The 18,776-nt window shown below is 40.1% G+C and carries 24 protein-coding genes; 5 read left to right on the top strand and 19 right to left on the bottom strand.

The features are described from left to right. Positions 1–8: 8 nt before the first annotated feature. The 12 genes from OO773_RS09100 to OO773_RS09045 form a co-directional block, all read right to left on the bottom strand. Positions 9–1,463, bottom strand: coding sequence for a coiled-coil domain-containing protein (locus OO773_RS09100; protein ID WP_034375333.1), 1,455 nt, complete (start codon positions 1,461–1,463; stop codon positions 9–11). 8 nt (positions 1,464–1,471) lie between these two features. Further along, positions 1,472–2,221 (bottom strand): hypothetical protein, encoded by a 750-nt coding sequence (locus tag OO773_RS09095; protein ID WP_006564708.1) that lies wholly within the window; start codon positions 2,219–2,221, stop codon positions 1,472–1,474. Then, entirely contained in the window at positions 2,218–2,793 is a 576-nt protein-coding gene (locus tag OO773_RS09090) for a hypothetical protein (protein WP_006564707.1), read from the bottom strand. The genes OO773_RS09095 and OO773_RS09090 overlap by 4 nt, the downstream gene beginning before the upstream one ends. Further along, positions 2,787–3,092 (bottom strand): hypothetical protein, encoded by a 306-nt coding sequence (locus tag OO773_RS09085; RefSeq protein ID WP_050780223.1) that lies wholly within the window; start codon positions 3,090–3,092, stop codon positions 2,787–2,789. Before OO773_RS09085 ends, OO773_RS09090 begins: the two co-directional genes overlap by 7 nt. An 88-nt stretch (positions 3,093–3,180) precedes the next feature. After that, positions 3,181–3,585 (bottom strand): hypothetical protein, encoded by a 405-nt coding sequence (locus tag OO773_RS09080; RefSeq protein WP_050780222.1) that lies wholly within the window; start codon positions 3,583–3,585, stop codon positions 3,181–3,183. 213 nt (positions 3,586–3,798) lie between these two features. Beyond that, positions 3,799–4,032, bottom strand: coding sequence for a hypothetical protein (locus tag OO773_RS09075; protein WP_040499259.1), 234 nt, complete (start codon positions 4,030–4,032; stop codon positions 3,799–3,801). Between the two features lie 10 nt (positions 4,033–4,042). Beyond that, positions 4,043–5,221: a phage capsid family protein gene (locus tag OO773_RS09070; RefSeq protein ID WP_006564706.1), complete on the bottom strand. Its 1,179-nt coding sequence runs from the start codon at positions 5,219–5,221 to the stop codon at positions 4,043–4,045. Between the two features lie 9 nt (positions 5,222–5,230). Further along, entirely contained in the window at positions 5,231–5,803 is a 573-nt protein-coding gene (locus OO773_RS09065) for a hypothetical protein (RefSeq protein ID WP_034377302.1), read from the bottom strand. Positions 5,804–5,860: 57 nt separating this feature from the next. Further along, positions 5,861–6,205 (bottom strand): hypothetical protein, encoded by a 345-nt coding sequence (locus OO773_RS09060; RefSeq protein ID WP_034377303.1) that lies wholly within the window; start codon positions 6,203–6,205, stop codon positions 5,861–5,863. A 269-nt stretch (positions 6,206–6,474) separates the two neighbouring features. Continuing rightward, complete coding sequence (locus tag OO773_RS09055) at positions 6,475–6,768, bottom strand: phage holin family protein (protein ID WP_040499161.1); 294 nt, start codon at positions 6,766–6,768, stop codon at positions 6,475–6,477. Then, positions 6,768–7,082: a hypothetical protein gene (locus OO773_RS09050; RefSeq protein ID WP_040499162.1), complete on the bottom strand. Its 315-nt coding sequence runs from the start codon at positions 7,080–7,082 to the stop codon at positions 6,768–6,770. Before OO773_RS09050 ends, OO773_RS09055 begins: the two co-directional genes overlap by 1 nt. Further along, positions 7,075–7,572, bottom strand: coding sequence for a DUF5675 family protein (locus OO773_RS09045; RefSeq protein ID WP_264828554.1), 498 nt, complete (start codon positions 7,570–7,572; stop codon positions 7,075–7,077). Before OO773_RS09045 ends, OO773_RS09050 begins: the two co-directional genes overlap by 8 nt. Positions 7,573–7,677: 105 nt before the next feature. Here OO773_RS09045 and moaA point away from each other — a divergent pair, with 105 nt between their 5' ends. The 5 genes from moaA (at position 7,678) to OO773_RS09020 (ending at position 15,116) form a co-directional block, all read left to right on the top strand. Continuing rightward, on the top strand, positions 7,678–8,646 hold the full coding sequence (gene moaA / locus OO773_RS09040; RefSeq protein ID WP_178137344.1) for a GTP 3',8-cyclase MoaA: 969 nt from the start codon (positions 7,678–7,680) through the stop codon (positions 8,644–8,646). Between the two features lie 296 nt (positions 8,647–8,942). After that, a complete protein-coding gene (gene mqnE, locus OO773_RS09035) occupies positions 8,943–10,025 on the top strand; it encodes an aminofutalosine synthase MqnE (RefSeq protein WP_006564403.1) in 1,083 nt (360 codons plus the stop codon). A 188-nt stretch (positions 10,026–10,213) separates the two neighbouring features. Further along, complete coding sequence (gene bamA, locus OO773_RS09030) at positions 10,214–12,634, top strand: outer membrane protein assembly factor BamA (RefSeq protein ID WP_231102908.1); 2,421 nt, start codon at positions 10,214–10,216, stop codon at positions 12,632–12,634. Positions 12,635–12,643: 9 nt separating this feature from the next. Continuing rightward, positions 12,644–13,696, top strand: coding sequence for a dehypoxanthine futalosine cyclase (locus tag OO773_RS09025; RefSeq protein ID WP_006564401.1), 1,053 nt, complete (start codon positions 12,644–12,646; stop codon positions 13,694–13,696). A gap of 211 nt (positions 13,697–13,907) precedes the next feature. Then, positions 13,908–15,116, top strand: a complete 1,209-nt coding sequence (locus tag OO773_RS09020; RefSeq protein ID WP_006564400.1) for a M16 family metallopeptidase — start codon at positions 13,908–13,910, stop codon at positions 15,114–15,116. On the opposite strand, the gene hypD is transcribed toward OO773_RS09020, so the two are convergent. From hypD to OO773_RS08985, 7 genes are all read right to left on the bottom strand, one after another. Beyond that, complete coding sequence (hypD, locus tag OO773_RS09015) at positions 15,113–16,213, bottom strand: hydrogenase formation protein HypD (protein ID WP_104640316.1); 1,101 nt, start codon at positions 16,211–16,213, stop codon at positions 15,113–15,115. The genes OO773_RS09020 and hypD overlap by 4 nt on opposite strands. Further along, positions 16,206–16,439, bottom strand: a complete 234-nt coding sequence (locus OO773_RS09010) for a HypC/HybG/HupF family hydrogenase formation chaperone (RefSeq protein WP_006565230.1) — start codon at positions 16,437–16,439, stop codon at positions 16,206–16,208. Before OO773_RS09010 ends, hypD begins: the two co-directional genes overlap by 8 nt. Continuing rightward, positions 16,439–17,173, bottom strand: a complete 735-nt coding sequence (gene hypB, locus OO773_RS09005) for a hydrogenase nickel incorporation protein HypB (RefSeq protein ID WP_006565231.1) — start codon at positions 17,171–17,173, stop codon at positions 16,439–16,441. The genes OO773_RS09010 and hypB overlap by 1 nt, the downstream gene beginning before the upstream one ends. A gap of 98 nt (positions 17,174–17,271) precedes the next feature. Then, positions 17,272–17,445, bottom strand: coding sequence for a hypothetical protein (locus OO773_RS09000; RefSeq protein WP_264828553.1), 174 nt, complete (start codon positions 17,443–17,445; stop codon positions 17,272–17,274). A 114-nt stretch (positions 17,446–17,559) separates the two neighbouring features. Then, positions 17,560–18,003, bottom strand: a complete 444-nt coding sequence (locus OO773_RS08995; RefSeq protein WP_264828552.1) for a hypothetical protein — start codon at positions 18,001–18,003, stop codon at positions 17,560–17,562. Beyond that, on the bottom strand, positions 17,990–18,373 hold the full coding sequence (locus tag OO773_RS08990) for a hypothetical protein (RefSeq protein WP_040499230.1): 384 nt from the start codon (positions 18,371–18,373) through the stop codon (positions 17,990–17,992). Before OO773_RS08990 ends, OO773_RS08995 begins: the two co-directional genes overlap by 14 nt. Next, positions 18,358–18,714: a hypothetical protein gene (locus OO773_RS08985; RefSeq protein ID WP_040499231.1), complete on the bottom strand. Its 357-nt coding sequence runs from the start codon at positions 18,712–18,714 to the stop codon at positions 18,358–18,360. Before OO773_RS08985 ends, OO773_RS08990 begins: the two co-directional genes overlap by 16 nt. Positions 18,715–18,776: the final 62 nt, after the last annotated feature.

Raw genomic sequence — 18,776 nt, 5'->3', positions numbered from 1 at the left:
TCTGTGCTTTACGCACCTTCTGTAGCGATACTATCCTTAGCCACATCTTCAAGCTTCAACCTAGTTGCATAGCTAACTACGCATAAGCCTCCACTAGCCACACTAATACTAATATTTTCTTGATTTTCTAGCTTAAGCCAAGCACTCTTTACAGTGCCGCTTGTAGCGGTGCTGGTGTTGCTGATACTTAGCTTATCGCCAAAGCTCGTTATATTTTGGTTATTCCCGTCGGTGTTACTACCCGCCCCTGCTTGCAAAAACACGTAGTAGTAAATCCCTGCTTTAGGCACTGCAAAAGTGGCGTTTTCTGTATAGGTTGTGGTGGTGAAGTCTAGGCCTAATTTAGTTGATCTAGCCTGTAGTTTTTCAAGAAGTGTTTGAATGGTGGCTAGAGCTGCAGCTAGTGGGGCGCTATCTTTGTTGAATTCCTTAATCATGGATTTTTGATACTCTTTGATACTTTCCTTACTTTGATCAATTAGGCTATTTGTGTGGGTTTCTATGGCTAACTTTTGGTGAGCGGTAGTGGCGTTGATTTGATCTAGCGCCTCTTTCAGGATTTGATCTAGGGCTTTTTGAGTGGCCTGTGCATAATCTCTTAACTTGATCGCTACAGCTAAATAGCGCGCCATTTCTTGTATCTTTTCTTGGGCTAGCTTTTTGTACTCCTCAATTTTATTATTGTTTTGTTCTAACTTTTGTTTGACATTTTCAGCCAAACTACTCTCAAGACTTTTTAGGCTGTTTTGGAGTTCTAAAGCGCGTTGACTTAAATTAGTATCTAGCTGGCCTCTTAGAGATTGTAGGGCGTTTTGGGCTTCTATGCTGTGTTGTCCTATACTAGTTTGTGCCTCTATTGTAGCCTTGTTAAGATCGTTTAAATAGGCTTCAGACTTACTAAATAACTCATTTAAGCGTTTTTGGGCTTCTGGCAAGGCATTAAGCTTACTTAAGGTGCTTTCTACTTCAGACTTGTACTTTAAAATATCGTGGATATTGTTAGTAGTCTGTGTCAGAATGCTATTGGCTAGGCTGATTTCATTTTGCACATAGGCGAAGTTTTGATTAATAAGGCCGTTGTTCTTGCCCATAATGTAGTTGAACTCATCAAAGTAGGCATTATATGTCTGGCTGATCTGCTCAATGCGTTTAACTTGATCTTTGATGTATTCAGTTTGTGCCTCAATCTTGGGCAACTCTTTTAGGCTGTCATCTTGCACTTTTCTAAAGTCAATAAAGGCATTCAGTAGCCTATTTAGCCCATCTAGGCACCAATAAACTTGTTCTTTCCAATTATTATTATTTTCAAGCGCCTCCTCAAGCTTGAGGGTGAAGTCTTTGTATAAGTCAGCTGTAGGGATTTGGCTAGGTTTGATTAAGTCTGCTATGTCGCTAGTATCGGGTTCAAGCTTAGGAGTAGCGGGGAGGTTTTCTAAATCTTGAATGGGGGTTTGGTTATCCATTGTGTTTCCTATTTTAGATGTTTGAGATTTTGATCTTTGACGACAATTTGTAGGCTTTTGCTGATTGTTTGGGTGGTGTTAGCACTGCTAAAGGTGATTGTATAAGTCTTAGGCTCACTGGCGCTAAATAACATGGTAGAGCCCTGAATGCTAGGCTGGTTATCAACTCTAAAGCTGTCGGTGCTATCCTTAAGGGTGCTAAAGCCCCACACCTTCACGGGGTGATTAGGTAGCGTCTCTAAACTTTGGCTAAAAATCTGGATTGTATCGCCCGCTCCGGCGAGGTTATTAAAGTTATCTAATTCTTTAGTTAGATTTTTCAAGCACTCTTCTAAGGTGTTTGTCTGGCTATCCATACCGATTAGATTAATAGTGTTGATCACATTGTTAGCATGTTGGCCAATAGCCGATCCATTATTTGCATTGCCCACAACTTGTAAAAAACTCACATAAGCATTTGCGCGGTTAATGGCGGCATTATCTTTCAAACTCTTTAGCATGCTAGCGCACTGAATCAAGTTATTTAGGGTGTTAGCCTTAGTGGCCTCTAGGTTATATTGCGCGGTTAGATACTCTATTTCAATGCGCGCTTTAACCTGTTCCTCTGCTAGGGCTTGTTGGCTTTCTTGCAGGTAAAGCTTTTCAAACTCTAGCGCGCCTTGCATGCATAAACTATTAAGTTCTTTAGTGCTGCAATTTTGAGTCCCTAGTGCCTCTCTAAGTTCTAAGAAATTTCGTATAAAGCGATTGATATTCATACGCGCACCACCCTACTGAAGTGGGTATTTTGCCCAAAGAGATTATTTAAGTAGAGTGCTAGGGTGTTTTTAGCCTCTTTGAGCAATTGCTTATAAATCGCGATTGTATTTGGGTTATTTTCATTAGTTGGGATTTCTAATAACTTGCTTAGTGTGCCATACACTAGCGCGTCTTTGGCTAGTGCGGGCACTTTTATAAAGTCCTCAATGTTAGTTAACTCCTCATGGGCACAATAAGTAATTCTTAGATTACCCGAAGTGAAGGGGGCGATACTTAAGGTGTTTTGATTGACTACTAGACTCAGGGTGTTGCTAGGTATTTGGGTGCATTCTATGATCTGGTTATTGTAGTAGGCCTCAAGGATACTTAGCAAGTTCTCAATCTGAATTGATTCATCGTTTTTAAACTCTAGTGTGCTTTGGCGTTTGTTTAGTTTGAATTCCACAATTAAGGCCTTTAGGGCGCTATTAAGTGTATCTAGTAGTTCTGTATCACTAAATCTTAGGTTTGTATAATCATCATCTTTAAGGCGACTTCTGATCGCCTCTAATACTTCAATCACAGCTAACATAGTAGTTTTTCCTCCACTTTTTTAAAGTATGGCGGGGTTAGATAGTAGTTGGATTTAGAAATGTTGAGATCATAGATTGTTAGAAAGGCCTGTATTAATTCCGCTTGCTTTGCACTAGTGGGGCGTTGTTGGTGCATTAGGTAGAGCTCTAGGGCTTTTACATCTAATTCTACAAAGTGATAAGCTTTAGGGTAATCCAGTGGGTTAAGTGTGCCCTGCCCCTCACATACACTAAAGGTTATCACTTGATGATCATTTTTGAATACATAGGTTTCTGAGAGTGCATTAGGAGCTAGCATGGCAGAGCTCTCTACATTTAGCTTTACTTGATCTGCCCATATCTAGTTAGTAGCTCCACCACTCCTGCGCTCTTAAACTCTACTAGTCTCATTCTCTACTCATCGGGGTTTGGGGATTTAGGTTATAACTGCTGGCGGTGTTGGCAATTTCTTTATTAGCATTGATTCGCTCGTTTTCTCTGGCTTCATAGCGCTTATTCTCTTCCATAAATTGCTGGCGGGCTAGCTTTAGGCTTTCTTTGGCTAGTTTGGTTTGCTCTAAAGTAGAATGTATCCCAAAGCCTAAGTTAGCTATTCCTAAGGCCGCTCCTAGCCCTTGTGCACCTATGCCTACCATGCTAGATAAACCTAGAGAATTGCCTAAGTTGCTCCCTAAACTGCTTATCCCACTACCACCTAATTTCTCGCCTATACTTGTGCTAAAGTTACTAAAGTTATGCCCCACTCCTGCACCCTGAAGGGCGCTACTAATATTTAGGCCACCTAGATACATTTAAATCTCTATTTGGATTTGGCTAGGCATAAAGTAGTGCACACGCAAGATTGCTAAACCTAGTTTGGGCTCAGTGGGTTTAAGTTCTTTGGCTTTGCCTTTACTTTCTGTGTTTTGCTGAGCCTCTTTAGGTTCAGTTTCTACTTCTTTAGTTGGCTTAGCCGGATTGGTGATTGTGGCATTAATGCTTTGGTTAGTGCTTGAGTGAAGTAGTTAGCTAGATTGGCTAAAGCCTTTTTTGTCAGCTTTAATATCGTTTAAAAAGTAGTCTTCTGCCTTGTCTAACCCTATATCAATGGTAGTTGATGCGTTAAGGGGTTCTACTATCTCAAGATTTAGGCTAATCACTTCAGCCCCCTTTGGGAGAAGTACTAAAGCTTTGTTGGGTTCATCTAGTCTAAACTTAACCACAGCTAGATAGCTAATATTTTGGATATATTGGGTCATTTTTTCCTCCTTAAATCTTTGCGCTAAATAGCCCAATTACACTAAAGTCTGTATTGTTATACACGCTGGGCACATTATTAGCTGCTTGGAATCGGGCTTTGCTAATGGCTAAAATGCGATCAACCCCACAAATTGTCTTTCTGCCTGCATCTTCGGATTCATTGATATAAAAGTTAATCGCGCTATTGCCTGCTAGCACTAAAGCACTTGCTCCAATTAATGCCCCAATACTTACTGGGGTATCTGCTGCATAGCTACTAGGGGGGGTGATTTTGCTAACATTTTGGGTATTGATGTTAGCCTTAAACTCCTCATCGGCTACCTCAGAGTTCAGTAGCCCTACATTCATGCTAGTCCATACGCCCATATCTAAGATCGGGCAATTATCCACAACTCCCATAATGCCGCTAAAAAGGGCGTTTTTATCCCCTCTAACTCCGGCGTATTTTTGGAGGTCTTGAAACTCCTTATCGCTTTTTAGTTGGTTGACTTGGTAGCTATCTAGTAGGATAATGTAGCTGTAGTTTTGCACAACAACCCCGCCATTATTCACCATTTCAGAACGAATTGGCTTAATGGGGAAGGCTTGGCTATTGTCATGCTTGACACCCGCGCGGGCTTGGAATATGGCGCGTCTAATCGCCCTTAAGTTCATCGTGTCATCTTTGGTTATGGTTTTGCTAAAATCTCTGACACTTTGTTTTAACTGGGGGGTTTTATAGCCTTCTGCTTTATCACACACCACCGCGTTAGTAAAGTCATTGCTCAGTGCACAAACTAAAGCCCGATCGCGTTTAGCCTGTATCCACTCTGTTAGACTATCGCTAGCCTCCTTAACAAAATCAATATGTTTTAGCGCGCTGTATACTTTGATCTCTGATTTGATCGCATTACCCACCACTTCGGGATAAATGGTTTGGCTTAGAATTTCTAAATTATCAAAGTTAGCGTTAAAATCTGTATTGCCTCTTACACCGCTACCACTAAGCTGGGCTTTTAGGCGTGGTCTATAAGGCTGGACATCATCAATTAGATAAGTTCTTACACCTCTATCACTGCCCCGCCCTGTTAAAGGCTCAAAGGGGCTTTTTGCCCAACTGGCTAATTCTATTTGCTCAGCGATTTTTACGCTGACATTTGGGTCATTCTTCCAATTAGCGATATTAATGTTATTTAGATTAAGTGCCATGTGTTCTCCTTAAAATCTATTCATCACAAGTTCTTTAGGGGCTTGATCGGGGCTGCTGGTGGCATTGCCATTAAGGCGTTTAGGTAAGTTAGGGTCTGGGTTTTCTGGTTGCTCATTAGCGCCATTCTCTGGGGCTTGTTCCCCACTAAAGGCCTTGTAAAGCTCGTAGAGCTGGTTAAAGAAGTTTAAACCCTCTAGTTGGTCTAGCTGGTTGCGATATTTGGGGGGTAAGTCCTCATTATAAAATCTAATGAGATCATCCATGTTTGCCTCTGGGTGATTTTGCTTGAATTGCTCTTTGATGTTTTCTAACTCTTGCTTAGTTTGCTCGGTGCTAATTTCCTCGTGGAGCTCACTAGCGCGTTTTGCCTTATCGCCTAGTTTGTCTTTGAGAAACTGGTTTTGCATAGTCAAGAGTTCTTGAACAAATTGTTCTTTGTTATCAAAAAACAACTGCTCTAGCTTCTCATCCATGTTTTCAGCCGCGTATTTGGCAAAGTCAGCCTCTAGGCTAGCCTCTGCTTGGCTAATTTCATTCTTGAGTGTTTCAAGCTCCTTTGTCTTATCCTCTAGTGTGGGCATAAACTTTTCCTTTCAGTAGTATTAACTTAGGGATAATGGCCACATTTTAGGGGTTTTTCAAGGGTTAACTTTTAAGGCGTCAGTTTGGCTTTTAAAAATTTGTAGCAAGTTTTCTACATGGGTTAATTGTTCTTGGCAAGTGTGGAGTTCTTTAGCGGTTTTAGTTTGACTATAGCGTTGTTGTATCGTTTTAGTGTTACTGGGGCGGTGTTTTTCTAGGTAGTCTTTTGTGTTTAACTCTAATTCTTTAATCTGGCGGTTTTGCTCCTGCACCTGATCTAGGGCATGTAAAACCCGTTCCTTAAGTAAAGCGTTTTGTTTGCTCAAGTGAATAATACCGCCTACAGAGCTAGCTAAACCTAATACCAACACACCTAAGACAAGAAAAGGATAAAAGGGCACTTAAAATAACCTTAAGAATTGAACGCAAAATTTTAAAGGTTTACTTGATAGTGATAGGCTAAAGTATGTTAAGTATATTAGACTAAGATATACTAAGCTAAGGCTATCAAGTATACTACACCCCTGAGCGCCCCACTTGCTATAACATTCCCCTTTGTTGGCTTATGAGAATGCTCTAGAAGGCCTGAGGCTATATATATGTATAGCAATTGGTTAACGCGGGGCTTAGAATGCAATTTAAGAGATTGTTTTGTCATGAGACTACTTGACTACTTACGGATACTAAGAATATTTTTTACCACCTCAATAGCCTTATCAATCCCAAAGTAGCCCACACTGGCACTAAATCCGACTTTGGCCATGTATGGCAGATCGGTAGCGCTAAGCATGGTAAACACGCATAGACTAATAAAGCCACTCACACAGGCAAACTTAAACGCGTGTTTCAGGCCTTTACTCCCACTACTAAAGTAATTTAGAGTGCCCCCTACAATGCCAATTAGCCCAATAGGCAAGAGTTCGGCGTATTGTTGGAGCTTGAGCGCGCTAGCAATAAAATCCATTAATCAAGCTTCTTAGTAAGCTCATCAATCAACATGGATTTAGTAATCCCATAAGCCTTTGCTTGCTTGATCAAATCACTTAGCACTTTAGAAGCGATTGTATTGTTGTTAGGGTGATTGCTTAAGGCATCGATCAAATCCATTCTAGCCGGATAATTCGTTAAAGTTTTATCGGGCTGGACTGCACAGGCAGTAAGGGCTTCAATACTGGTATTATAGAGTAAAAAGTAATGGATATTTTGGGCAATACTGAGAGTTAGACCTACACTTACAACACCAATTGAGAGCATTTTAAAAATATTGGACTTAGGCATTAGACTTTAAACCTCTAACTTCTAGGACAATATTAGAAATGCCATGCGTATCGCAAAAGTTATAAAACTGCTCAACGGCCTTAGTAGAGTTAGTGATCTGGCCTGTTTGTTCGTTATAGCCAGTGCCTAGCAAAATACAGCCTAGAGTATCAAGAGCATTATTGCCAACATGGATCATAATACGGCGATCGGCAAATCTAGGATTATTAGGATCATGTAGCCAAATAGCCTTGTTTAGACCTAATTTATGGGCTTTGCGGTAGAGTGGTGGGACACAAACAGAACTATTTGCCCATTGCAAAGTATATAGGCGAGGGATAATTGGCTTATCAAGGTTAGCGCTATCTGTGGGCGTTCCGAAGTTCTCCATGCTATAAAGGCTTAGCACTTCCTCACCATCAACATTATAAACCTTAAACTCGCCTAACATGCCCGCCTCAGACTTAGAACCTTTGTTGATTACTGGAGTAGAGGGTAAAGTATTTTCCATGTTTTTAGCCTAACATGCTAGATTGAAACTTGCACCCTCCTAAATGGTTTCAGGACAAATTGGGAGTGGTTTTGCTATTTTACCTCAAAAACTGGAGGTGCTTTTATGTTAGTGGACACCTTTGGACGCCAAATAGACTATCTGCGTGTCTCTGTTACCAAACAATGTAATTTTAGATGCCAATATTGTATGCCCACCACGCCTATGGATTTTTTTGATCGAGAGGAATTATTGCCACTAGATAAGATGTTAGAATTTCTCAAAGTGGCCATTGATGAGGGCATTAGAAAAATCCGCATCACCGGTGGCGAACCTTTAATCCGCAAAGATCTAGCCTCTTTTATTGCAAAAATCCATGCTTACAACCCGCAAGTCTCCTTAGGGCTTACTACAAATGGGTTTTTACTCAAAGCACACGCACGCGATTTAAAAGAGGCCGGTTTAGAGCGGGTGAATGTCTCCTTAGATTCGCTTAAAGCTGAAAGGGTGGCCAAAATCTCTCAAAAAGATGGCTTAAAGGCTGTTTTAGAAGGCATTAATGTGGCCTTGAGAATGGGTTTAGGCTTGAAGTTTAATATGGTTGTTTTACAGGGGATTAATGATGATGAAATTATAGAGCTTTTAGAATTTGCTAGATCAAAAAACGCCCAAATCCGTTATATTGAGTTTATGGAAAACACCCATGCCAATCGCCAACTTAAAGGTTTGAGTGAAACCCAAATTTTACAAGCCATTACAAAAAAATATCCCTCTATTACACTCAAAGAAGAGGGGCTAAGCCCTTCTAAGATTTATGCGTTAGAAGATGGTTATTGTTTTGGAATCATCGCCCCGCACAATGATAATTTTTGCAAACACTGTAATAAAGTCCGCTTGAGTGCTGATGGGACGATTTTTCCTTGTTTGTACTACCAAGATAGTGTTCAGGCTAAAGAGGCGATCATGCAGGCCAATCCAGAGCAAATGCGCCAAGTGTTAAAACAATCTGTATATAACAAGCCTGAGAAAAACCTATGGCAACTAGGGCTACAAAACCAAGTTTCAGAACGCGCTTTTTATAAAACCGGAGGGTAGGTGGAGTGCCCAAATGCTAAAGACTTTTAGGCTTGCTTGGCTGATGTTGCCCGTAGGGAGAGTTTGGTTCTCACTCTGTGTCCCTATGGTAGGGATTTTACAGAGTTTGAGCTCCAACGCATTCGCTTGCAGGTCTCACACATCTGTCTGCCAAAGGCGTAACTTTCGGCACTTCCTGCCGTGGGAGCGAATGTACGCGAGTGTTGTACTACAAAATAGTGGAAATAATAGCTTCATTCTACCCACTAAAGACGAGTGGGATTTTTGCCAAAGGTAATTAAAACACAAGGGAAACAATGGATTTATTACAACAAGCTTTTAATCAGGCAGATTTAAGCCCCACACAACTTGTTAAACTCTATGATTATGATCTGTATTCTCTAGCAGAAGTAGCCCATGCAATCCGCACACAACTACACCAAGATCAAGTTTATTTTAACACCAACCGCCACATCAACCCTAGCAATATTTGCCAAGATAGCTGTAAATTTTGCGCCTTTTCGGCCAGCCGTAAAAATCCTAATCCTTATGAGATGAGCCATGAGCAGATTTTAGAACAAATTGAACAATCTTATAAGCGGGGCATTAAAGAGGTGCATGTAGTGAGTGCGCATAACCCGCATTATAGCTATGAGTGGTATTTTGATCTGTTTAGAAAAATCAAAACTCACTTTGCAGGGTTGCATTTAAAAGCGATGACTGCAGCTGAGGTGCATTTTTTAAGCACTAAGTTTAATAAGCCCTATGAGCAAGTTTTAGAAAACATGGCAGAGGCGGGGGTGGATTCTATGCCCGGGGGCGGGGCAGAAATCTTTGATGAGACAGTTAGAAAACACATTTGTAGCGGTAAGGTGAGTTCTAAGCGTTGGATTGAAATCCACCGTTATTGGCATTCTTTGGGCAAAATGAGCAATGCGACCATGCTTTTTGGGCATGTGGAAAATCAATTACACCGCCTTGATCACATGCACCGGCTTAAAATGGCACAAAGCGATTTAGCAAAAGTAAAAGCAAAAGAGGGTGGGTTTAACGCTTTTATCCCATTGCTTTATCAGCGGGATAATAATTTTTTAAAGGTAGAAAAAAGTCCTAGCGCGGTAGAGATTTTAAAGACTATCGCCATTGCGCGCATTGTTTTATTTAATATCCCACATATCAAAGCTTATTGGGCAACTTTGGGGCTTAATTTAGCCCTTGTGGCGCAAGAATTTGGGGCTGATGATTTAGACGGGACGATTGAGGTGGAGATGATTCAATCAGCTGGAGGGGCTAAAAGTAAAAGAGGGATTAATAAAGAAGATCTAATTTATCAAATCCAAGATGCGCGTTTTAAACCCGTTGAGAGGGACAGCCTATACAATCCTATCCAAATCTGGTGAATATTTTTTTATTTTTGTTTACTCAAGGTTATTTTTTGGTATAATGCGCTCACTACAAGCAAAAATAATACTTAAGGGTTCGCATCAAAAAGTTTTTCACGGTTATTTTGGTTTGTATTGGCCAGTTTTTTTTGCCATTAGATGCAGAGGAGAGAATTGACAGCATAGAATATAGAGATCTCTCCTATATGTCTGATATGCTGGCAAGTGAGATTGTTAAAATTAAAGAGAATGACCCTTTAGATCTGAAAAAAATTGATGATGCCGTTTTGGCTTTGTATAATCAGGGCTATTTTGAAGATGTTTATGCCACCTTTAATAAAGGGCATTTGGTTTTCCATTTTAAAGAAAAGCCACGCATCGCTGGGATTGAGATTAAGGGTTATGGTACGGAAAAAGAAAAAGACACTCTTTATACCCAAATGGGGATTAAAAAGGGCGATACCTACGATGAAACAAAACTAGAAAATGCTAAATATATCCTAAGAACGGCTTTAGAACAACAAGGATACTATGGAAGCGTGGTAGAGGTGCGCACAGAGAGTCTAGCCGGCGGGGGGGCGTATCGCATTATCTTTGATGTCAATCGTGGGAGTAATATTTACATCACTAAATCTTCTTATGAGGGGCGTAAACAACTTAAATCCCGCGTAGTAGAATCCTTAAGCGCCAACAAACAGCGCGATTTTATGGGTTGGATGTGGGGGTTAAACGCGGGTAAATTACACTTAAATGATCTGGAATATGATTCTATGCGCATCCAAGATGTGTATTTGCGCAATGGCTTCTTAGATGTCAATGTCTCTGCTCCCTTTTTAAACACCAACTTTAGTACCCATAGAGCCAAACTTTACTATAAGGTTAAAGAAGGTATCCAGTACCGCGTCTCTGGGGTTGAGATTCAAATTAGTAAACCTGTTGTACCCATTGCTAAACTACTAAGATCTGTTAAAGTCCGTAAAAATGGGATTTTTAACATTGAGCACATGCGCGCTGATGCCCAGACTCTTAAACGCGAAGTTGCCGATCAGGGTTATGCTTTTGCAGTGGTTAAACCTGATCTAGATAAAGATGAAAAACATGGCACTGTTAAAATCATTTATCATATTGAAACGGGGGATATGGTCTATATTAATGATATTATCATCTCAGGCAACCAACGCACGAGCGACCGGGTGATTCGCCGCGAGGTGTGGTTAAACCCCAAAGAACGATATAGTCTTTCTAAGGTGGCTAGTTCTGAAAACTCCCTACGCCGTTTGGGTTACTTCTCTAAAGTCAAGATTGAGGAACGGCGTATCAATAGCCAGTTAATGGATCTGTTAGTTAATGTAGAAGAAGGGCGCACCGGACAACTCCAATTTGGTTTAGGGTATGGGAGTTATGGGGGGTTAATGCTTAATGGGAGTGTGAGTGAGAGAAACCTCTTTGGTACGGGTCAAAGCATGAGTTTATATGCCAATATTTCTACTGGTGGGGGGTATAGGCATTATGGGATTCGCGGGAGTGGGCGCATGTTCTCTGGGAATTTAACCTTAAGAAATCCACGGGTCTTTGATAGCCGTTATAGCTCCTCTATTAGCCTCTTTGCTGAATACCTCATTAGTTATAACTATATCCAACAAGGTGGGGGATTTAGTTTGAGTGTGGGGCGCATGCTCACAAACACCTTTAGCATGAATGTGGGTTATAACTTTAGTTTAAACAAAATTTTAGGCTTTAGTAGCCCCTTGTATGAAATGTTTTATAGCAGCGATAAAACCGTTATCACATACCCAGATGGCCAGCCAATTATCGGGGTTAATGGACAGCCCTTACGCGGACTTTGGGATCGTAATTACAGTACGCCTACTACAAGCTCTTTTACATTGAGTACTAGCTTTGATAATACAGATGATTATTATTTCCCCAAAAATGGCTTTACTTTTTCTAACTACACAAGTATGGCCGGTCTGCCCTCAAGTGAGCCACTTAATTCTTGGAATGGTTTAGGCGGGAATGTGCGCAACACTAAAGTTTATGGTAAATTTGCCGCTTATAAACATTTACAAAAATACCTCTTAATTGACTTGATTGCCCGTTTTAAAACACAAGGGGGTTATATTTTCCGCTACAATAAAGAGGATTATTTGCCCCTTAACTCAGTCTTTTATCTAGGGGGCGTAACCACTATTAGAGGCTTTAGAAATGGTTCTATCACACCCAAAACCGCATATGGCATGTGGGTGGGGGGTGATGGGCTTTATACAGGCTCTGTAGAGTTAAGCTATGGATTACTCAAGTCGGCCAAAATGCGTTTAGCTTGGTTTTTTGACTGGGGCTTTTTGACTTTTAAAACCGCTACCCGTACAGGGGGCTTTTGGCAAAACCAGCCCTCTACTGATGTGCAGTTTAAAGATTATGGAGTCGTAGGGGCTGGATTTGAACATGCCACTTGGCGGGCTTCTACAGGAATTCAAGTTGAATGGATTTCGCCCATGGGTCCATTAGTGCTGATCTTTCCTATTGCTTTCTTTAATGAATTTAGCGATAAAAAAGGTTTGTGGTTTAACCCCAATCTAGGCGATTTAACCCAGCGCTTTGAATTTTCTATGGGAACGCGTTTTTAGGAGAATATGATGCAACGATTGAGCCGTACAGAATTATTAGATTTTTTAGCAAATAAGCCTCTAAAAGAATTAGGCAAAATGGCCCTAGCCAAAAAGCAAGAATTACACCCAGAAAACACCACAACTTTTATTGTAGATCGCAATATCAATTACACTAATATTTGTTTTGTGGATTGTAAGTTTTGTGCGTTTAAAAGAGATCTTAAAGACTCAGAGGCCTATATCCTAGATTTTGCCACTATTGATCAAAAAATTGAGGAGCTCTTAGCCATTGGAGGTACACAGATTTTATTTCAAGGGGGGGTACACCCTAAGTTAAAAATAGACTATTATGAAAATTTAGTTTCTCATATCGCACAAAAATTCCCCACCATTACCATTCATGGTTTTTCAGCTGTAGAAATTGACTACATCGCTAAGGTCTCTAAACTTTCTTTGCAAGAAGTGCTTATGCGTTTAAAACAGGCCGGGCTTAGCTCTATTCCGGGGGCTGGGGCTGAAATATTAAGCAATCGGGTTAGAGCAGTAATCGCGCCTAAAAAGTTAAGCGCTAATCGCTGGATTGAAGTGCATAAAGAGGCGCATAAATTAGGGATTAAAAGCACGGCAACTATGATGTTTGGCACGGTTGATACAGATGAAGACATTGCAGAACATTTAGAAAGGGTGCGCAATTTACAAGATGAAACAGGGGGTTTTAGGGCCTTTATTTTATGGAGTTTTCAGCCGGATTTTACACCTTTACAAAAAGAAATGCCCCACATTAAAAAGGCTAGTTCTAATCGCTATTTGCGGCTTTTAGCCTGTAGCCGTTTGTTTTTAGACAATGTGAAAAATATCCAAAGTTCATGGGTTACTCAAGGGGCTTTTATCGGGCAATTAGCCCTTCTTTTTGGTGCTAATGATTTAGGGAGTGTGATGATGGAGGAAAATGTGGTCAAAGCAGCGGGCACAAGTTTTTGCCTGAATGAAAAGCAGATGGTAGATCTCATCGGAGATATTGGGAGCAAGGCTGCTAAACGCAATACCGCTTATGAAATTTTAAAGTACTACCATGCTTAAAAAAATCAAACGGCGCTATATTGTTTTATTAGCCTTATTGGTAGTGGTTCTCGTGGTAATTGGAATATGGAAGGAAAAAAGCATGCAGCAAGAAACTAAGCAGACACAAGCACAGGTGATCAAAAGAGATCAAGTTGGTAAGGGGCTTACCTATTTTGAAGTTAAGGGCATTAAAATTCCAGTTATCTATGAGGATAACCATTTATTACCCATGGGGACAATTAGATTGATGTTCATGGGCGGGGGTAATATCATGGATAAAGATAAATTTGGACTCTCTAAACTTAGCGCCAATTTATTAAATGAGGGTACGAAAGAATTAGGCAGTGTGGCCTTTGCTGAAAAACTTGAACAGCTTGCTATCACTTTAAGCGCGGACATTCGCCTAGAGTCTTTGCACATTGATTTGGGTTTTTTAAAAGAGTATCAGGATAAAGCCATTGGTTATTTACATGATTTATTGCTCTCACCAAATCTTACCCCCGGTGCTTTAGAAAAGGTACAACAACGCATGGTAGCCGCTGCTCTTAATAGAGAGAGTAATTTTGACTATGTAGCCCAGCTAGGGTTAAATAAAATTCTTTTTGCTAATACGCCTCTAGCTAATCCAGCCATTGGTACGCCAAAAAGCATTAAATCCATCTCTTTAGAAGATGTTAAAAAGCGCTTAGAAGATGATTTAGATATTGAGCGGCTTATTATTGTCATGGGTGGCGACTTAGATGTGCATAAGACTTTAGAATCTCTAAAGCCTATTTTAGAAATTTTGCCTTCTAATAAACCTTTCTTCACCCCTTATTTTAGCGCCGCTCAAGAGCCACAAACCAAAGTAGTTTATAAAGATAGCCAACAGGCTTATATTTACTTTGGATCTCCTTTTGTCATGAAGAATTTAGCTCAAGAGTTGCCTTTGGCTAGGGTTATGGGTTTTGTGCTAGGTTCTAGTGGGTTTGGATCGCGCTTAATGGATACAATCCGTGTTAAAGAGGGGCTAGCATACAGCGCTTATATGCGAATCCAACTCTCTCGCATCATTAATTGCACCACAGGGTATTTACAAACTAAATTAGAACACCAAGAAAAGAGTATCGCCCTTGTTAGAAAGGTGATTAAAGAGTTTGTAGAAAAAGGGATCACGCAGGAGGAGTTAGACGGGGCTAAGAAATTTTTACTTGGTTCTGAACCTCTAGCAAATGAGACGATTGGAAAACGGCTCACTAATAAGTTTCATGATTTCTATCTAGGTTTGCCTCTGGATTATGAGAAAATCATGCTAGATCGCATTAAACATTTGACCTTGCAAGAAATCAATGACTACATCAAGTCTCATACAGAAATTAATAATTTGAGTTTTAGTATCGTAACGATGGATCCTAAAAATCCTAAGTATCAAAAACTTGTGGGTAAAAAAGGTGCTTAACTGAGGTATCTAAAATAAGCCGCACAAGCCCCCTCAGAGCTCACCATGCACGCGCCTACTGGGTGATCCGGGGTGCAGGTTTTATTAAAGAGTTTACAATCTATGGGTTTGGCTTGACCCTTTAAAATCTGCCCACATAAACAATATTTATGATCTTGATTAGAAGTCGTGGGCAATACCTCTTTAAAAACAAGTTCTACATCAAGGCTCGCATAACTAGAATTAATCTGCATCGCTGAAAAAGCAATTTGGCCTAGCCCGCGCCACTCAAAACTAGAGCGCACTTGCATGGTCTCTTGGATTAAGCGCTGTGCTTTTAAATTACCCTGCATATCCACCACACGGCTATACTGGATTTCTAATTTGACTTGTTTATTGAGTACTTGTCTAACTATCCACAAAATACCCTCTAGCATATCCACCGGTTCAAATCCAGCCACTACAATAGGGATATTAAAGCGCTCTAATAAGGGTTGATAAATTTTAGCCCCTGTGATCACACTTACATGGGAGGGAGCGATTAAAGCATCAATAGAAGTATTTTCTAAAACAGCTGCCACGCTAGGAGGTACAAGAACATGGTTATTATGCACAAAGAGATTTTTTAAGCCTTGCTTCCTAGCCTGCAAGAGTAAACTAGCACTCATCGGAGTCGTGGTTTCAAATCCAATAGCCACATACACGACATTTTTTTGTGGATTTTGCTTAGCAATTTCTAAAACTTGCAAGGGAGAGTAAACAAAACGCACATCTTGTCCCTGCGCTCTAACTTGTTGTAAACTTGCTTGGCTACCTGGGACACGCATCATATCTGCTAGGGTGATTAAAATAGTTTGGGGCATATTTGCTAGAGCGATGGCTTGATCAATGCGTAATTTTGGCATCACACATACCGGGCAGCCTGGGCCATGAACAAATTCTAAATTTGTCTCTTTAAGCAAGGATAAAAGCCCATAGCGCATTAAAGTATGGGTATGCCCCCCACACACCTCCATGATTTTAAGCGGCGTGTTAAGTTTTTTAGCCTGTGTTTTGATTTTACCAATTAAGGCTAAGATTGTATCTTTATCTCTAAAGGCATCTATAAAATTAAGCATCATCGCCCATATTGGCTATCATTTGCGCATAAAGCTTTAGCGATTCAAGCGCATCGGCGGTATCAATTTTACTCACCACAAAGCCAATATGTAAAAGCACAAAATCCCCCACCTTTACCTCTTCTTCCATGAGGTCTAAACTAGCCTCTCTTTGCACGCCCATAGTTTCTAAGATAGCTACATTGTCTTTAAGGGCAATGACTTTAGAAGGAATAGCCAAACACATTAGAACACATGGGCAGATTGGTAATTTTTAGCGCGTTGCTCTGTTAGAAAGTCTTTAAAGACCTCTAAACTATTTTTATCTTTACTGCTGAGTGTAAAAATAGGGGTATTGGGTTTGAGTTTAGCCATATCCTCTTGGACTTGAGAGAGTCTAAAATTAAAAACCTCCATTAAATCAGCCTTGCTCACCACCACCGCATCGGCGCATAAAAACATGCTAGGGTATTTGAGTACTTTATCATCACCCTCAGGTGTGGAGAGTAAAACAATATTCATAGCTGCGCCTAAATTATAGCTAGAAGGGCAAACTAAATTGCCTACATTTTCAATAATCAGATAATTACTTTCTTTAAGCGCGCCCTTTTCTTTTAAAATATCATACGCTCCCTCTAGCATACTTGCCTCTAAATGGCAGGCTTCGCCGGTGGTGATTTGCTGGGCTTGTACATTCTTTTTTAATAGGCGATTGGCATCTCTATTAGTCTGTAAATCCCCCTCAATGACGCAGAATTTAAAATCCTCAAATTCTGCTAAATTTTCTAAAAGTGTGGTTTTACCACTCCCGGGTGAACTCATAAAATTAAGTACATATAGCCCATCAACTTGGTAACGCTTTTTCATCTCCAAAGCTTTTAGATCGTTTTTACTTAAAATCCTTTCAACAACCTGTACATCTTTTTTACTCAAGTTAGGGTTATTATTAAGACTTTGGGTTCTTTGTGCATTTTCTGTCATGCTTAAATCCTCCTTAAAAGTTTTGGCCTTCCATGTTAGCACAAAAGGTTAAATAGCGGCTTTTAAGAAAAAGCAACAAAAACCCAAGCCTTATCCATTTAATCATCATCACTAAATTTACAAAATTTCTTATCAGCACAAGCACCCTTTAAATCCTCTAAGACTGAATTATTGATTTTGTCCATAAAAATTTGCTTGCCATCTCGCTTCTGGCGATAAATAGGGTTGATCATTACATCTGATTTTGCAATATGTTCTCCTGTTATTTTCATGCTGTAGTCTAACAAGAGGTAGCGATTATGTAGCTCTTTAAACACAAAAGTTTCTAATTTTTGTAATGAGGTCTAAACTAGCCTCTCTTTGCACGCCCATAGTTTCTAAGATAGCTACATTGTCTTTAAGGGCAATATTTGTGATTGGGTAGATTCAGACTCAAGGTTTAGACAAAATCCCTTAAATGCTGTTTGCAAACCCTTTTTAGATTCTTTAATCACTCTAAAGCACATGGCGCGTACACTAACAACCCCCCTAGAAAAGGGCGCACCCCTTTCCTCTTCAAATTCTACTTTTTCTATGTTTGCTGCATAAAGGCGTGCTATCAAAGCACAATACAGATTTTCGTCTATATGGGCTTTATGCGTCTCTAGCACATAGGCAGCTTGGAGTCCAGAGCTTGGATCTATATGGCTTTGTGGGGTTATGAGTGTTTTTACAAATGCCTGAGTTTGTTCTTGAAGATCGGTTTTAATATCCATGCACTCTACCCCCCAAGCAAGATTGGTTAAAAACAACAAAAGCCCTAAAGTAGCGCTTATTCTAATTAATCCCATTTTTCTCCTCATATGTTTGGCAATAACGCTTTTTATAGCAGCGATTCTCTAAACCCTGTAATACATCATTGTCAATTTGATCCATGAAAATTTGCTTGCCATCTCGCTTTTGGCGATAAAAAGGATCAATATCATTAGCTGTATCATTAACACGGCTGTATGCTTGCAAGATATAACGATCTCCAACTGGTTTAAAGATTAAAATATCTAAACTTCTATGCTCCCAATCGCATTCAACAGCCCATTCATTGATGCGCAAAATAAACACATTTTCTTTAAAATTTAAGCTGATTTGTGAAAAGGTGGCCACAGGGTTAAGATCCAAACAAAAACCCTTATGCCATTTAGAACCCTCTAAAATCCAAAACACATGCTGCTTGTTTTTATGTTGCCACGATAATGATCATCTATCTCCTCTACACCTGGTTTATAGGTGTGCAAGACAAAACCACGATAAAGGGTTTTACCCACATGAGCCTTATTCTCCTCAAAGACATCAAAAGGAAAACCCTCTTCTGTCTCCTCTTCTGGTGTTCTTTTCTTAAGATTAAGTTTTAACTTTTTAGTATCAAAGTCCTCATATTGATTCCTGAGTAACTTAACAACGCGTGGGGGTTCAAATTCAGTTGGTTCAGATTTATTTTGCTCTCCTAAACAAAAATGTACTAAAAGCAACAAGAGTCCTAAAGAAAGATTTATTCTATGTAACATTGTTTTTACTCCTTGCAAGATCCTCTTTGAGCGCAAAGTTCTATCAAATCATTTACAATATG

This window comes from Helicobacter suis HS1, from assembly GCF_026000295.1.
In the GTDB taxonomy this organism is placed as follows: domain Bacteria; phylum Campylobacterota; class Campylobacteria; order Campylobacterales; family Helicobacteraceae; genus Helicobacter; species Helicobacter suis.
Note: the sequence above shows the minus strand (reverse complement) of the source record. Positions and strands in the feature narration are given on the sequence as shown.

Excerpts from the sequence above, each read along its gene's own strand:
- hypB (WP_006565231.1), bottom strand. The coding sequence starts at position 17,173 with ATGACAGAAAATGCACAAAGAACCCAAAGTCTTAATAATAACCCTAAC.
- OO773_RS09100 (WP_034375333.1), bottom strand. The coding sequence starts at position 1,463 with ATGGATAACCAAACCCCCATTCAAGATTTAGAAAACCTCCCCGCTACT.
- OO773_RS09020 (WP_006564400.1), top strand. The coding sequence starts at position 13,908 with ATGGGGACAATTAGATTGATGTTCATGGGCGGGGGTAATATCATGGAT.
- OO773_RS09065 (WP_034377302.1), bottom strand. The coding sequence starts at position 5,803 with ATGCCCACACTAGAGGATAAGACAAAGGAGCTTGAAACACTCAAGAAT.
- OO773_RS09050 (WP_040499162.1), bottom strand. The coding sequence starts at position 7,082 with ATGCCTAAGTCCAATATTTTTAAAATGCTCTCAATTGGTGTTGTAAGT.
- OO773_RS09095 (WP_006564708.1), bottom strand. The coding sequence starts at position 2,221 with ATGAATATCAATCGCTTTATACGAAATTTCTTAGAACTTAGAGAGGCA.
- OO773_RS08995 (WP_264828552.1), bottom strand. The coding sequence starts at position 18,003 with ATGGGATTAATTAGAATAAGCGCTACTTTAGGGCTTTTGTTGTTTTTA.
- OO773_RS08985 (WP_040499231.1), bottom strand. The coding sequence starts at position 18,714 with ATGTTACATAGAATAAATCTTTCTTTAGGACTCTTGTTGCTTTTAGTA.
- bamA (WP_231102908.1), top strand. The coding sequence starts at position 10,214 with ATGTCTGATATGCTGGCAAGTGAGATTGTTAAAATTAAAGAGAATGAC.
- moaA (WP_178137344.1), top strand. The coding sequence starts at position 7,678 with ATGTTAGTGGACACCTTTGGACGCCAAATAGACTATCTGCGTGTCTCT.
- OO773_RS09010 (WP_006565230.1), bottom strand. The coding sequence starts at position 16,439 with ATGTGTTTGGCTATTCCTTCTAAAGTCATTGCCCTTAAAGACAATGTA.
- OO773_RS09080 (WP_050780222.1), bottom strand. The coding sequence starts at position 3,585 with ATGTATCTAGGTGGCCTAAATATTAGTAGCGCCCTTCAGGGTGCAGGA.
- OO773_RS09025 (WP_006564401.1), top strand. The coding sequence starts at position 12,644 with ATGCAACGATTGAGCCGTACAGAATTATTAGATTTTTTAGCAAATAAG.
- OO773_RS09055 (WP_040499161.1), bottom strand. The coding sequence starts at position 6,768 with ATGGATTTTATTGCTAGCGCGCTCAAGCTCCAACAATACGCCGAACTC.
- OO773_RS09090 (WP_006564707.1), bottom strand. The coding sequence starts at position 2,793 with ATGTTAGCTGTGATTGAAGTATTAGAGGCGATCAGAAGTCGCCTTAAA.
- OO773_RS09000 (WP_264828553.1), bottom strand. The coding sequence starts at position 17,445 with ATGAAAATAACAGGAGAACATATTGCAAAATCAGATGTAATGATCAAC.
- hypD (WP_104640316.1), bottom strand. The coding sequence starts at position 16,213 with ATGCTTAATTTTATAGATGCCTTTAGAGATAAAGATACAATCTTAGCC.
- OO773_RS09085 (WP_050780223.1), bottom strand. The coding sequence starts at position 3,092 with ATGCTAGCTCCTAATGCACTCTCAGAAACCTATGTATTCAAAAATGAT.
- OO773_RS09070 (WP_006564706.1), bottom strand. The coding sequence starts at position 5,221 with ATGGCACTTAATCTAAATAACATTAATATCGCTAATTGGAAGAATGAC.
- OO773_RS09045 (WP_264828554.1), bottom strand. The coding sequence starts at position 7,572 with ATGGAAAATACTTTACCCTCTACTCCAGTAATCAACAAAGGTTCTAAG.
- mqnE (WP_006564403.1), top strand. The coding sequence starts at position 8,943 with ATGGATTTATTACAACAAGCTTTTAATCAGGCAGATTTAAGCCCCACA.
- OO773_RS09075 (WP_040499259.1), bottom strand. The coding sequence starts at position 4,032 with ATGACCCAATATATCCAAAATATTAGCTATCTAGCTGTGGTTAAGTTT.